This window comes from Acinetobacter psychrotolerans (genome assembly GCF_048552595.1).
Lineage (GTDB): Bacteria > Pseudomonadota > Gammaproteobacteria > Pseudomonadales > Moraxellaceae > Acinetobacter.
In genome coordinates this window covers 138,683-151,429 of the sequence record NZ_JBIMDK010000004.1, presented here as the reverse complement: position 1 = coordinate 151,429, position 12,747 = coordinate 138,683, and the positions used below count along the sequence as shown (strand labels likewise).

Below are 12,747 nucleotides of genomic sequence, written 5' to 3'. Positions count from 1 at the left end.
ATGGATTATTGAGGTTTTAAAGATGGACTTTAATGACTTGCTTAACATGATGATTGAGCAAAAAGCGTCCGACTTGTTTATTACTGCAGATGTTGAACCATCAATGAAAATTAATGGTCAGATTGTTCCTGTGGTTAAAAGCAAATTGAACGGTGAAATCATTATGCAGTTGCTCAACTCAATTATGAGTGAGAAGCAACGCAAAGAATTTGCAGATACACGTGAATGTAACTTTGCAATTACCAACCGTGATAAAACTGCACGTTTTCGTGTAAGTGCGTTCCAACAACGTGACATGCCAGGCATGGTGTTACGTCGTATTGAAACCACGATTCCAACTATGGATGAACTGAAACTACCACCTATTCTTAAAGATTTAGCCATGACCAAACGTGGCATCATCATCTTTGTAGGTGCGACAGGTACAGGTAAATCGACTTCACTTGCATCCATTATTGGTTATCGCAACCACAATTCAAAAGGTCATATCATTACCATTGAAGACCCAATTGAATTTGTACATGAACATGCAGGTTGTATCATTACCCAACGTGAAGTCGGTATTGACACAGACTCCTTTGAAGTTGCATTAAAGAATACCCTACGTCAAGCACCCGATGTGATCTTGATTGGTGAGATTCGTTCTCGTGAGACCATGGATTATGCAATTGCATTTGCGGAAACAGGTCACTTGGTATTTGCAACCATGCATGCCAACAATGCCAACCAAGCCATTGACCGTATTATTCACTTCTTTGAGGCGGATCGTCATAGTCAATTGTTTATGGACTTATCGCTTAATTTAAAAGCAATGGTTGCACAACAATTGATCCCAACACCAGACGGTAACTCACGTCGTGCGGCAATTGAAATTTTAGTCAATTCACCCTTAATTTCAGACTTAATCCGTAAGGGAGAAGTACATGAAATTAAAGACTTAATGAAACGTTCGCGGGAATTAGGGATGCAGACTTTTGACCAAGCATTATTTGATCTCTACAAAACTGGACAAATTACTTACAAAGATGCACTAAAACACGCCGACTCTCCAAATGATTTACGTCTACAGATCAAATTGGATGAAGAAGGTGGTGCTCAGTTATTAAATGCGAATAGTAAGCTGACTTTTGACGGACAATAATTTGTCTCACCTCTTTTGAAAGCACTATAAAAAGGCAGCTCAATTGATTGAGCTGCCTTTTAATTTGTTGTATTTATGTGATTTTATCTTTTACGATATGCTTCCTGACATTCTACAGAATCACAATAACCATACAGGTTAAGTGAGTGTCCAGTCAGCTTAAAGCCATGCTGCTCGGCTACAGAATGTTGTTCACTCTCGATCGTATCATTCGAAAATTCAACGACTTTATTACAATTCTGACAAACGATATGATCGTGGTGATCTTCTTGCATGATTTCAAAAACAGAGTGATTGTTTTCAAAATGATGACGTTGAATAATACCAACCGCTTCAAATTGCGTTAACACACGATACACGGTCGCAAGACCAACATCTTCACCTTGCTCGAGTAATGTTTTATAAATGTCTTCCGCGCTCAAGTGGTGTTGTCTTGAATTCTCTAGTAATTCCAAAATCTTGATTCGTGGTAGGGTAACTTTAAGTCCAGCTTTTCGTAAATCTTGATTTGAAATAGGCATATAAAAAGGTCTCTCAACAAATTTTAAGTTGGAATATGCAACAGAGTTTAGATGCAGTATGATCTATGATCGGATCAATTGCATCATAATTAATTGGGATAGTGTAGCAAAATGCAAAAAATCATGCTGACGTTATTCGTCGCTTCTTTACTTGGTGGTTGTTCTGTATTAGGAGTATACAAAGTTGATATTCCTCAGGGAACACCATTAACCCAAGCTCAAGCTTCAAAAATTCAAGTCGGTATGACTTACCAACAAGTACGTTTCTTGCTTGGTAGCCCAACTGTAACAGATCCGATGAATCCTACACGTTGGGATTACATTTATACCTATATCCCAGGAACTTATGCGAAAAAAGCCAAGATTCCCGCAGCCAATGGCCAACACTTAAAGGTTTATTTTGATCAGGCAGGTATCGTCAACAAAATTGAAGGTTTAGAAACCATTCCTGAGTCACAACCTGGTTTGCCTGCTTCCAAAGAAGCAATATTAAATGCGCCCCCACTATAGACACTTTGGCATAAAAAGAAACCCCTCAATGAGGGGTTTTTTAAATTGGTTCAATTATTTAAAGTGATTGGTTAAAATTGCAAATCAATCCATACTATTTAGACAATATTTGACGATAACGATTACCACGACAATAACGACTGGTTGGATTTTCCAAAGCACGTTTACGGCGGATTTCTTTCGGATTTATAGTCAAAACCCTATAAATTTCAACTCGATCACCTGCTTGTAAAAGCTGGCTCATATCATTGCTTTTAACACCGAAGATACCAAAACTAAAATTTTCAGGCAATTGAACGTGTTCAGCCAGCTTACTTTGAGCAATCGCATCCGCAATTGTCATTCCATCGGAAAATTGTAACCCAATATGAAATTGTTGGTTTTCAGAAGCATAAGCCACCCAAACCTTTGCCATTGGCTTTTCCGCAACCATTAGATCAACTGTCCAATATATGCCGCCAACGCCAAAATAATAGCGAATGGTAAAACAATACGAACTGCTATACGCCAAATATTATAAAACGCTTCTGAGCTAAAATTAATGGCTTTACGCAAATGACTAATTTTCATAATCCAACCGACAAAAATTGAATAAATTAAACAAATGAGTAATCCCCAAACCATCAATAATGGATTAAATACAACATTGATATTCGGAATAGCCCATACCAATAAACCCACCAATAAGACAGCAAATTGAATCACAATGGCAACTTGACGTTGTACCAACTGCTCTTTCGCTAACTGTAACAGTAGAGCTGCTGAAATCACGGCTGTAAACAATAATGTGTATGCAGGAATTTGTGCAGAAACAGCAAAGAAACCAAATGCGATTACAGCAAGCAGTTGAGCAATCCAAATCGGTAGTGCTGTTTTAGACGCTTCATTTTGTTGTTGAATATTTAACAAACTGGTTTGCCAATACAAACCTAAACCTAGACCAGTTGCAACAAGTGCCAGAATGGTTGCATTGCCCCACTCTTTAAACTCTATAGGTGTGACATGCCAAGGTTGCAAAGCTGTGCCAAATACATTTGCAAGTACCAATGACAAAACAACACCAACTGCCGTTAATCCGATCAAAATTTGACGTGGAAGAAAGGATAGTGCAAAAGCAACAATGGCAACACCTGCAAATAGAATATTTGCGGCTACAGGTATTTGTGCAATCTGTACTGTTGTTTGACTAATATTCGACAAAATCCCACCTGCAAGAAATGGAATAAAAACAACAGCCAACCACCCAACAATACGCCACGACTGCGATGCATCAGCATCCCGAGTTAAGCTCGACAAGGCATTGAGTGCCGTTGTTTTAGAACGTTTTGCTAAAGCAACTTCTAAATAAGATATCGGCAATGCCAAAATCAACATGGTTGCTAACCACAATATCCAAAAATCAATTTGTCGATCAATTTGAATACCTAGACTTGGAGCCAAGCCGACAATAATCATAAATGATAAACAAAATGCCATGAGCGGCGATAACCATCGTGACATAGAATAATCCTGCATGAGGTGTTTCATAGAAAGTTATGCTATTTTGCCTTTGTCGATGGCGAAAATCAAAGCTTAAAAGAAAAAAGCAAATCACCGTTCGATGATTTGCTGCGCTAGATTTTTATCATCTACTTATCTTTATTTTTATCCTCTCTATTTTCTTTTAGTGAGAGAGCTGGTTATTTTCATAATTTCACATTAAAAATGCTGTATGTAAAACATGCAGACATTATGTGAATATTACGAAAAAAATCTGGCAAACCAATTTTTGCCTTTTCTCTTTTCATTTTCTTTAATGATTCCCATCATGTTTAATTTTACCGCACCAACATAATCTGCATCATCATGTTGAATATGGTTAATTAACCATTTCGATAATACTTCATGTAATTCTTTTTCTACCGAGTGCCCTTGTTCAAAACTGGTACGGTAACCTTCAATACGCTTAATAAATAAATCATGTACACGTTTATGCGGTACGCGATATTTATAACCTGCTTCTTCTTGCAGACTTTCTTCAAAAGTAAAATGGGATTGAGTATAATCAATAATATTATCTAGAATTGATTTAATTCTTGCACGATCCGTTGCAATACCAATATCATCAATTTCATTGATATAATCCAAAATTCTTTTGTGTTGATCGTCAATCACATCGATACCAGTATTAAACTCTGGAATCCATTTCATCTTCATACGATCACCTTAAAATCAATGCCTACATATTTGAAATCCATAGTAACGGTTAAATGTTTAAATAAAAATGAACTAGATTGGTCGGGATTAAGTAAAAAGCATGCATTACAAATTAAGCCATTGTTTATACTTATTAATTATTTTAAACCACACTAAAAGAGTAAGGTATTCTTTAACCGTTTTAGTCATTTTATTGTTTTAACCTATAATTAAAATAGATTATTAAAAAATAAACCGTCCAATATTATTGAACGGTTTATTTTATTTATTGACTAAAATAAAACTAATATTGATCTGCTTTAGTTATTCTGACTAGACTAGGATCAGTCGCTTCTCGAATTAATCGTTCAATGCGTGTATTTGCAGTTTTAACCATTTGACCATCTTTAAATAAAATCATTTCACCTGCTTTATATGCAGTCCAAATTTCATTATGTGTTAGTGGTTCGGTGGTAATAACTGCCACACGATCTTCGGCTGTAGTAAATTGACTAAAATCAATATCTACATCTAAATCTATAAGTCTGGCCTGTTTAAATGGATATTCTCGGATAATCCAATGCAATTTAGTCGTCGCATAACTGAACAATGCTTGACCATTAGATAAACAGAAATTAAATGTGCCATGCTCTGCAATTTGTGGTGAAATTTCTTCTAATACACTGAAAATGTCGTTTAAACTTGGCTCATGGTAGCCGAACTTGAGTACCAATTGCTCAAGTAAATAACAAAAAGCCAATTCACTATCGGTACTCCCGATTGGAGTAAATCGCCCTGACAAACGCGGATTAAAATCATGCAAATCGCCATTATGTGCAAAAATCCACTGTCTCCCCCAAAGTTCACGCATGAATGGATGAGAGTTTTCTAAAGTAATTTTGCCTTGTGTTGCTTTGCGGATATGTGCAATGACGTTACGAGATTTTATCGGATAGTTACGCACCAACTCTGCGATCGGCGACTCTACAGCAGATTGATTATCAACAAATAAACGACAGGCTTTATCTTCAAAAAATGCAATTCCAAATCCATCAGAATGATCAGACGTTATTCCTGCTCGCTGCGAAAAGCCCCGAAACGAAAATGTAATATCGGTTGGTGTTGCACAGTTCATTCCAAGCAATTGACACATAATTTATTCATACAACGTTTTAGTTATATGAATATTGTGCATGAGTCACTCCCTGCTTGCAAATATCAATCACTGATAATATTTGCAAACAGGGCTATATTCGACCAATGATTGAAAATAAATGCTGCTGAATATTGTTATATCGCAATCGCCTATTCACGTTTAACCATTTTGTTTAATACAAAATTCTTTGCAATTTCATTCACATCTAAAAAGACAAAGTAGTCTAAGCAATTAAATGATTCATCATGATAGGCTTGTTTTGATAAACGTGCCTTCATTTTCAAATAAACATCAAATAGTTTTGGAATACGCTCATCTTGCGGAAAGCTATATTCAGGGTGAGTCGGTTCAAAAGCAGGTTTTGCTTTTACATCAATTACTTGATTGGTATTTAATTGTTTAATGAATTGATGCGTATAGTATGCCCGGGCTTTGTTATCTTCTAAACGGATACTGACGCAGCCCATTAAATGTTTAGCTTTCATTTTCCACAATACAGTTGGTGCTAAATGTAGCCATAACATAGAAAGTGCGCGACCATTTCGATAGCGTGGATGTACGCAAGTACGCCCTATTTCCACAATATTACTCAAATGTGAAAATTGAGAAACATCAAATTCTTGTGAGCTATAACTATTTTTTAATTCATGACCTTGGACTAGTTTTAAACGTGTATAAGCAACGATTTCATTGCTCCATTTATCACGTAATACAGCATGCTCACAATCGAGGTCATATAAATCTTGATCTAAGCCATTTTCAAATGTGATTCCAAATTGGTCAGAAAATTGTTCTGCACGAAACTTCTGTATTTCTTTTAGTTGTTTTAGGTCTTCGACCCATTCAAATTTATATTGTGATTGTACTTTTTTAGGTTTAGGTAAAGGTAAACTAAAATTTTGGCGAACCTGATTTAATTTTGCAAACATCGTCTGAACTCCTTATGCTTTTACTTACACTAGGCAATCCAGATGACAACAATGTGACGAAATAGTGAACGTTTAAAAATAGCTTATGAATGGTTTATATATTAAAGTCATAAAAAAGCCAGTGAATTCACTGGCTTTATAGAACATCAGTTCTTAATTATTTCTATTGTTAATGCGAAGTTTTACTACGATTGGTGATTAAAGTTCCAACACCGTGATCTGTAAATATTTCTAATAATGTGGCATGAGGTACACGACCATCGACAATATGCGCGCTCACAACGCCACCTTTGACTGCGTCTAATGCGCAACCAACTTTCGGGATCATTCCACCGTAAATCACACCTGTTTCAATCAAGCGATCTACTTCTTGTGTACTTAAACCCGTCAATAGATTTTTATTCTCATCTAAAACACCTGTGATATTGGTCAATAGAATCAGTTTTTCTGCACCTAAAGCTTCAGCCACTTTGCCTGCAACAAGATCTGCATTGATATTATACGTTTGCCCATCCTCATCGACTCCTAAAGGAGCGATCACAGGAATAAAATCACTTTGGGTAAACATTTCCAAAACATCAGTTTTAACGCTAGTCACTTCACCGACTAAACCCAAATCAATTTGAGTAACCGTGCCGTCTTCCTGTATTTTTTCCATGAGTAATTTTTTAGCGCGTAATAAATTACCATCTTTACCCGTTAAACCAATCGCACGTCCACCATGTTTATTAATCAAATTCACAATTGATTTATTCACACTGCCACCAAGCACCATTTCAACAATATCCATGGTTGCTGCATCGGTGACACGCATACCATCGATACGGTCAGACTCACGTCCTAATTGTTTAAGTAGTGAATCGACTTGAGGTCCACCGCCATGGACAACAATCGGATTAATTCCCACAGTTTTCAAAAGAACGATATCACGAGCAAATGAACTTTCCAAAGCTGGATCGGTCATTGCATTGCCACCATATTTCACAACCAGCGTTTTACCTGCAAAACGTTGAATGTACGGCAAAGCTTCAGTCAATATTTGTGCTTTGTCGATGCCAGTATGCTGCTGTGGCATTCGCCTCTCCTTAATGAACTGTATGGATTAGACTGATAAATGCTGTGGATGCAATACCAATCAATGTGCTTGAAGAATATCTTGAGCGATCATAGGATAACGATCACTGAGCATAGACGCAAATGTCTGACGAATTTCATTTAAATGATTTGGACAATCTGCATCAAAGCGTACTGTGAAATACTCACCCGTATTTGATGCACGAATAATTCCAAAACCATGATCAAAATCAAGACGAACCCCGTCGATATTACTGAGCGTTGCAGGAAAATTTTGGCTTAAATGTTCAATTTCATTCAACACAGTTTGTGGATCGGTTTGATGGGTACTTATATAGGTATCTTCGGTATAAAAACGATCGGGATAAGACGCGAATATCTCGGATAAACTGGCTTCAGGAAATAAACACATATATTCCATGACACGCAATGCAGCATATAAACCATCGTCATAGCCCATGCCACGGCCATCATTAAATACATAATGCCCTGCATATTCTCCGCCAAATACAGCCCGCCCTTTAGATTGCGACATATATTTACGTAAAAAGCTGCTTCCAGTACGGAGCATTTTCGGATGTCCGCCTAAACGTTCTACGGCTTGGCGTACCATTGAAGAACACTTCACATCAAAAACAATTTCATGTTGAGGATGATTTTTTAGACAAATTTGTGCAAATAAAGCCAATAAACGATCTGCGGAAATAATATGTGCATGTTCATCTAGTAGCACGACTCGATCACCATCACCATCCAATGCAATACCGATATCTGCTTGATGATTCAATACATTTTGTCGCAATAATTCTAAATGCGTGGCTTGAGATGGATCTGGTGCATGGTCTGGGAAATTACCATCCGCATTACAACGAATTGCGATGACTTCACAACCTAATTTTTTGAGAACCAAATTGGCACAAAAACCTGCCGAACCATTTAAACCATCAATAACCACTTTTAACGGCTTAGAAAGCTCAATATCGTTTAATAATGCTGCTTGATAAGAGACACAATATTCTGTTTTTATTTGATGGGTAATCGACTGACTCAGCACACTGGCGTGAATATGATCATTTTGTGAATATTGTGCAGCTTGAACACCGATATTTTGAATCATTTCAGGTGATGGTGGCTCACTTTGTATAATCCATTTAATCCCGTTATCGGTTTTTGGATTATGACTTGCAGTCACCATAATGCCGTTACCATCGCTATTACGAGCAGCAAAATAGAGTTGTGGCGTAGAACAACAGCCTATTTCAATCACTTGAATTTGTTTTTCTTGGAATACTTGTTTAATGATATGAGCAAAATAAGGGCTCGTTAATCTGGCATCATAGCCAAGAGTGATCTGAAACTGACCATTTTCTAAAAATTGATTTGCCAAAGCCTGTGCAATTCCCTGAATTATTTCAGGTTGCATTACATCAACTTTCCCACGAATGTCATAGGCACGGAAAATTTGAAATGGAAAATTATTGGTTTTAATCATAAGCAAAACTTCTACTTGCTTAACCCTGAATCATATGGCGAGTACACTATTGTTGAATAGTGACATGGCTAATTATTGAGAAGCTTTATTTAGGGTTAAAAGCATACACATATAAATTATGCATACTATATTCAACTTTTAGATATATTGAATATGTACTTTTTGTTACAAATCAAATCATTGTATAAAAAGCCTGAATTATCAGGCTTTTTATTGTATAAATTTTTAGTTTTTGCCAGTGTGACCGAATCCACCTGCACCACGTTCTGAAGCTTCAAACTCATTTACAAGTTCAAACTGTGCTTGAACCACTGGAACTAAAATATATTGTGCCAAACGTTCGCCTGGCTCTAATGTAAATGTCGTTTGACCACGATTCCACACAGAAACCATAAGCTCACCTTGGTAATCTGAATCGATCAAACCAACCAAGTTGCCCAATACGATGCCGTGTTTATGACCCAAACCTGAACGAGGTAAAACCAAACCTGCAAAATTAACGTCTTCGATATAAATAGCTAAACCCGTTTTAACTAAAACTGTTTGTCCAGGTTCAATTTGAGTCGCTTCGTCTACACAAGCACGTAAATCTAAACCTGCAGATCCAGTCGTTGCATAAGTTGGCATTGGCCATTCTTGACCTAAACGTGGGTCAAGTACTTTAACCTGAACTTTCATATTGAAATCCTAATAAATCAATGTAATCAGTGGCTATTCATGATTCTTCAATGTTTGCGACAACGCAAGCCATGTATGAAATACTCAACAGCCCTAGAGGGAGAAAAATAAAATTTATATCAGCTTATTTTTTCAATAAAGCTTTTAAATTTTGTAAATATTGCTGAGCTTGTAATTTAGGATCGATATGTTCATTGATCTTTTTCTTACGCCCTAACCAGTCCAGATCATCTTGCGGTAATTCATCTAAGAAGCGACTTGGTGTCATCTGCTTCATTTGACCACCATTTTTGCGCTGTTCGGCTAATGTTAAAGTCAAACCTTGCTGCGCACGGGTAATACCCACATACATTAAACGACGTTCTTCTTCGATAGTTTCTGCCGCAATTGAGTTCTTATGCGGAAGTAATTCTTCCTCTAAGCCCATAATGTAAACGAATGGAAATTCCAAACCTTTCGATGCATGTAGTGTTAATAAATTCACTTTATCTGTGTCTTCTTCTTCCTGTTGCTGTTCAAGCATATCGAGCAACACCAATTTACGAATTACACTTTCAATGTTCTTTTCATCTACATCTTCGGCACGATTGATCAAACTTTGAATACTGCTATACAGCATTTCAATATTATCAATCTTGGTTTTTTCTTGTGCAGGTGTCGCCGCCGTTTCTTTAAGATAGTCGATATAGCCTGCTTCATTCATCATCTGACGAATTTTCGGCACGGGTTCATCATCATCCAACAATTCACGGGTGAAATTATTAATAAACTCAGCAAACTCAGCCAATTGCGTGGTGGCTTTTTTTGGCATCACCATCGTCAAACGCTGATCACTTGCTGCTGTTAAAAGCGATAAATGATTTTCTTGTGCAAATAAACCAAGCTTTTCCAAGGTTACAGGACCAATTGCGCGCTTTGGTGTATTAATCACACGTAAGAACGCACTGTCATCTTCAGGGTTGATAATGATGCGCAGGTAACTCATCACATCTTTAATTTCGGCTCGCCCGAAGAAGGATTGACCGCCTGAAAGCTTGTATGGAATCTGCATTTGACGAAGGTGAGTTTCCAGAACACGCGCTTGAAAATTTCCACGATACAACACTGCATAATCTTTCCAGCTTTTACCATTCATCAGTTTATGAGTGAGCAAGTCTTTGACTACACGTTCTGCTTCATCGTCATCATTACGACACGTAATCACCCGAATAACTTCGCCATGACCTTTATCACTCCACAGTTTTTTCTCAAAAATATGTGGATTGTTATCAATAACATGGTTTGCAGCTTTCAGAATACGGCTGGTTGAGCGGTAATTCTGTTCAAGCTTAATAACTTTTAAATTATGAAAGTCTTCTTTCAGCAAAGCCATATTTTCAGGTTTTGCTCCGCGCCATGCATAGATAGATTGGTCATCATCACCAACTGCTGTGAATTGCCCCATTACACCAACCAAAAGCTTCACCAAAGTATATTGGGCAGTATTGGTATCTTGATATTCATCGACCAACAAGTAACGTATACGATTTTGCCATTTATCTCGAACTTCAGCATTGTCTTGTAATAAGCGCGTTGGCATGACAATTAAGTCATCAAAATCAACGGCATTATAAGCACGTAAATTACGTTCATAAAGTTGATATAAGTGTGCGAATTGAACATCTTCTGTGGTTTCACAGGTGTTATGTGCCTGTTCAGGCATGATCAAATCATTTTTCCAATCCGAAATTTTCTTCATGGCTTTGGCAACGAGTTCTTTACTTTCTGCACCCGACAAATTATCACGGTGCATCAAATCCATCAGAATACGTTTGCAATCATCTGCGTCAAGGATCGAAAAGTTATTTTTTAATGGGGTATTTTTAAGCTCTAAACGAAGTAAATTTAAACCAAAAGTATGGAATGTAGAAACGGATAAACCTTTTCCTTCTTCTTTACCCAATAATTTACTCACACGCTCTTTCATTTCACGTGCGGCTTTATTGGTAAAAGTCATTGCTGTAATTTTATATGCAGGAATTCCACATTGCTGAACCAAATAAGCAACTTTTCTTGTAATTACTGAAGTTTTACCTGAACCTGCCCCTGCAAGTACTAACAAGGGTCCTTGAGTGTACTTCATGGCTTCAAGTTGCTTGTCATTCAACTGACTTGCTTTTGACATTGTTCATCCTCTAAAAACTTCGAGCTCGATTATAGTCATCTAAAGGAGTCTTGCAAATTGCTTTGTGTGAATGTTTCCAACTAAAAAAGTAAGGGGATAAAAAACCACCCGAAGGTGGTCTATTGCATCATCATGCTCAAAGCTAAGAGATTTAATCGCATGAAAAAACTGCTTATATTGAAATTTTAATTTCTACACGGCGGTTTTGTTCACGGCCAGCCGCAGATGAATTGTCCGCAACAGGTTGATTAGAGCCATAACCACTCGCACTCATACGTGAAGCAGATAAACCTTGACCTGAAAGATATTGTAAAACTGAATTAGCACGGTTTTTAGATAGTTGATTATTCGTTGAAGTAGAACCCGTACTGTCCGTATGACCCGAAATAGCTAAACGCACTTGTCCCGCAGTTCCTCCTTCAGATAACACACGACCTACATCAGTCAATACATTTTGGAAACCTGGCTGAATGTTAGAAGAACCTGTTGCAAACGTTACATTGGGCATTACTAAGTTAATAGAACCATCTGGGTTACGGCTAATACTTACCCCTGTGCCAGAAAGTGCTTGGCGTAGACGTTGTTCTTTTTTATCCAGTAATAGACCTGCACCACCACCGAGTGCAGCACCAATTGCAGCAGCACGACCCATTTTATCTTTATCCGCATTTGCATATGCTAAACCAGCACCCAAAACTGCACCGACTGTTGAACCAATCGCAGCTTTGTCATATTCCATATTCTGACAACCAGAAAGAGCAAAAGTAGCTAAAATTGTAGTCATGACTAATTTACGCATTATTTTTATTTCTCCAGAAATTTTAAATAAAAAATCGGAACACAGCTAAACTGTGATCCGATTGGGATTTTACATGAAAATAAGTGACCTACATTATTGGTATACTTT

The 12,747-nt window shown here is 37.3% G+C and carries 13 protein-coding genes; 2 read left to right on the top strand and 11 right to left on the bottom strand.

All coding sequences use genetic code 11. The features are described 5' to 3' along the window. Window positions 1-22 precede the first annotated feature (22 nt). On the top strand, window positions 23-1,141 hold the full coding sequence (locus tag ACG94X_RS05330) for a PilT/PilU family type 4a pilus ATPase (protein ID WP_419382705.1): 1,119 nt from the start codon (window positions 23-25) through the stop codon (window positions 1,139-1,141). An 83-nt stretch (window positions 1,142-1,224) separates the two neighbouring features. Here ACG94X_RS05330 and fur read toward each other — a convergent pair whose 3' ends face one another. Then, the gene (fur, locus tag ACG94X_RS05325; RefSeq protein ID WP_419382704.1) at window positions 1,225-1,662 is read right to left on the bottom strand and encodes a ferric iron uptake transcriptional regulator; all 438 of its coding nucleotides are present in this window, start codon (window positions 1,660-1,662) and stop codon (window positions 1,225-1,227) included. A 111-nt stretch (window positions 1,663-1,773) separates the two neighbouring features. Between fur and ACG94X_RS05320 the strand changes: the two genes are divergently transcribed. Then, window positions 1,774-2,172 carry an outer membrane protein assembly factor BamE gene (locus tag ACG94X_RS05320; RefSeq protein ID WP_419382703.1) on the top strand — a complete coding sequence of 133 codons (399 nt, stop codon included), beginning with the start codon at window positions 1,774-1,776 and terminating at the stop codon, window positions 2,170-2,172. A gap of 94 nt (window positions 2,173-2,266) precedes the next feature. Here the strand turns inward: ACG94X_RS05320 and ACG94X_RS05315 are convergent, their stop codons facing one another. The 10 genes from ACG94X_RS05315 to ACG94X_RS05270 form a co-directional block, all read right to left on the bottom strand. Next, window positions 2,267-2,587: an RnfH family protein gene (locus ACG94X_RS05315; protein ID WP_419382702.1), complete on the bottom strand. Its 321-nt coding sequence runs from the start codon at window positions 2,585-2,587 to the stop codon at window positions 2,267-2,269. 17 nt (window positions 2,588-2,604) lie between these two features. Next, complete coding sequence (locus ACG94X_RS05310) at window positions 2,605-3,687, bottom strand: hypothetical protein (RefSeq protein WP_419382701.1); 1,083 nt, start codon at window positions 3,685-3,687, stop codon at window positions 2,605-2,607. 225 nt (window positions 3,688-3,912) lie between these two features. Beyond that, window positions 3,913-4,368, bottom strand: a complete 456-nt coding sequence (locus tag ACG94X_RS05305) for a bacteriohemerythrin (RefSeq protein ID WP_419382700.1) — start codon at window positions 4,366-4,368, stop codon at window positions 3,913-3,915. A gap of 283 nt (window positions 4,369-4,651) precedes the next feature. Next, window positions 4,652-5,500 (bottom strand): class II glutamine amidotransferase, encoded by an 849-nt coding sequence (locus ACG94X_RS05300; RefSeq protein ID WP_419382699.1) that lies wholly within the window; start codon window positions 5,498-5,500, stop codon window positions 4,652-4,654. Between the two features lie 152 nt (window positions 5,501-5,652). Beyond that, window positions 5,653-6,432 (bottom strand): GNAT family N-acetyltransferase, encoded by a 780-nt coding sequence (locus tag ACG94X_RS05295; protein WP_419382698.1) that lies wholly within the window; start codon window positions 6,430-6,432, stop codon window positions 5,653-5,655. A 169-nt stretch (window positions 6,433-6,601) separates the two neighbouring features. Continuing rightward, window positions 6,602-7,507: an acetylglutamate kinase gene (gene argB, locus ACG94X_RS05290; protein ID WP_419382697.1), complete on the bottom strand. Its 906-nt coding sequence runs from the start codon at window positions 7,505-7,507 to the stop codon at window positions 6,602-6,604. 60 nt (window positions 7,508-7,567) lie between these two features. After that, the gene (locus ACG94X_RS05285) at window positions 7,568-8,998 is read right to left on the bottom strand and encodes a phosphomannomutase/phosphoglucomutase (RefSeq protein WP_419382696.1); all 1,431 of its coding nucleotides are present in this window, start codon (window positions 8,996-8,998) and stop codon (window positions 7,568-7,570) included. A gap of 225 nt (window positions 8,999-9,223) precedes the next feature. Next, the gene (gene dut / locus ACG94X_RS05280) at window positions 9,224-9,676 is read right to left on the bottom strand and encodes a dUTP diphosphatase (protein ID WP_419382695.1); all 453 of its coding nucleotides are present in this window, start codon (window positions 9,674-9,676) and stop codon (window positions 9,224-9,226) included. 124 nt (window positions 9,677-9,800) lie between these two features. Beyond that, the gene (locus ACG94X_RS05275) at window positions 9,801-11,840 is read right to left on the bottom strand and encodes a UvrD-helicase domain-containing protein (RefSeq protein ID WP_419382694.1); all 2,040 of its coding nucleotides are present in this window, start codon (window positions 11,838-11,840) and stop codon (window positions 9,801-9,803) included. A 172-nt stretch (window positions 11,841-12,012) separates the two neighbouring features. Then, the gene (locus ACG94X_RS05270) at window positions 12,013-12,639 is read right to left on the bottom strand and encodes a YiaD family glycine zipper/OmpA-like lipoprotein (RefSeq protein ID WP_419382693.1); all 627 of its coding nucleotides are present in this window, start codon (window positions 12,637-12,639) and stop codon (window positions 12,013-12,015) included. Window positions 12,640-12,747 lie beyond the last annotated feature (108 nt).

Coding starts and splice junctions, on each gene's coding strand:
- ACG94X_RS05330 (WP_419382705.1), top strand. CDS start 23: ATGGACTTTAATGACTTGCTTAACATGATGATTGAGCAAAAAGCGTCC.
- fur (WP_419382704.1), bottom strand. CDS start 1,662: ATGCCTATTTCAAATCAAGATTTACGAAAAGCTGGACTTAAAGTTACC.
- ACG94X_RS05320 (WP_419382703.1), top strand. CDS start 1,774: ATGCAAAAAATCATGCTGACGTTATTCGTCGCTTCTTTACTTGGTGGT.
- ACG94X_RS05315 (WP_419382702.1), bottom strand. CDS start 2,587: ATGGCAAAGGTTTGGGTGGCTTATGCTTCTGAAAACCAACAATTTCAT.
- ACG94X_RS05310 (WP_419382701.1), bottom strand. CDS start 3,687: ATGCAGGATTATTCTATGTCACGATGGTTATCGCCGCTCATGGCATTT.
- ACG94X_RS05305 (WP_419382700.1), bottom strand. CDS start 4,368: ATGAAGATGAAATGGATTCCAGAGTTTAATACTGGTATCGATGTGATT.
- ACG94X_RS05300 (WP_419382699.1), bottom strand. CDS start 5,500: ATGTGTCAATTGCTTGGAATGAACTGTGCAACACCAACCGATATTACA.
- ACG94X_RS05295 (WP_419382698.1), bottom strand. CDS start 6,432: ATGTTTGCAAAATTAAATCAGGTTCGCCAAAATTTTAGTTTACCTTTA.
- argB (WP_419382697.1), bottom strand. CDS start 7,507: ATGCCACAGCAGCATACTGGCATCGACAAAGCACAAATATTGACTGAA.
- ACG94X_RS05285 (WP_419382696.1), bottom strand. CDS start 8,998: ATGATTAAAACCAATAATTTTCCATTTCAAATTTTCCGTGCCTATGAC.
- dut (WP_419382695.1), bottom strand. CDS start 9,676: ATGAAAGTTCAGGTTAAAGTACTTGACCCACGTTTAGGTCAAGAATGG.
- ACG94X_RS05275 (WP_419382694.1), bottom strand. CDS start 11,840: ATGTCAAAAGCAAGTCAGTTGAATGACAAGCAACTTGAAGCCATGAAG.
- ACG94X_RS05270 (WP_419382693.1), bottom strand. CDS start 12,639: ATGCGTAAATTAGTCATGACTACAATTTTAGCTACTTTTGCTCTTTCT.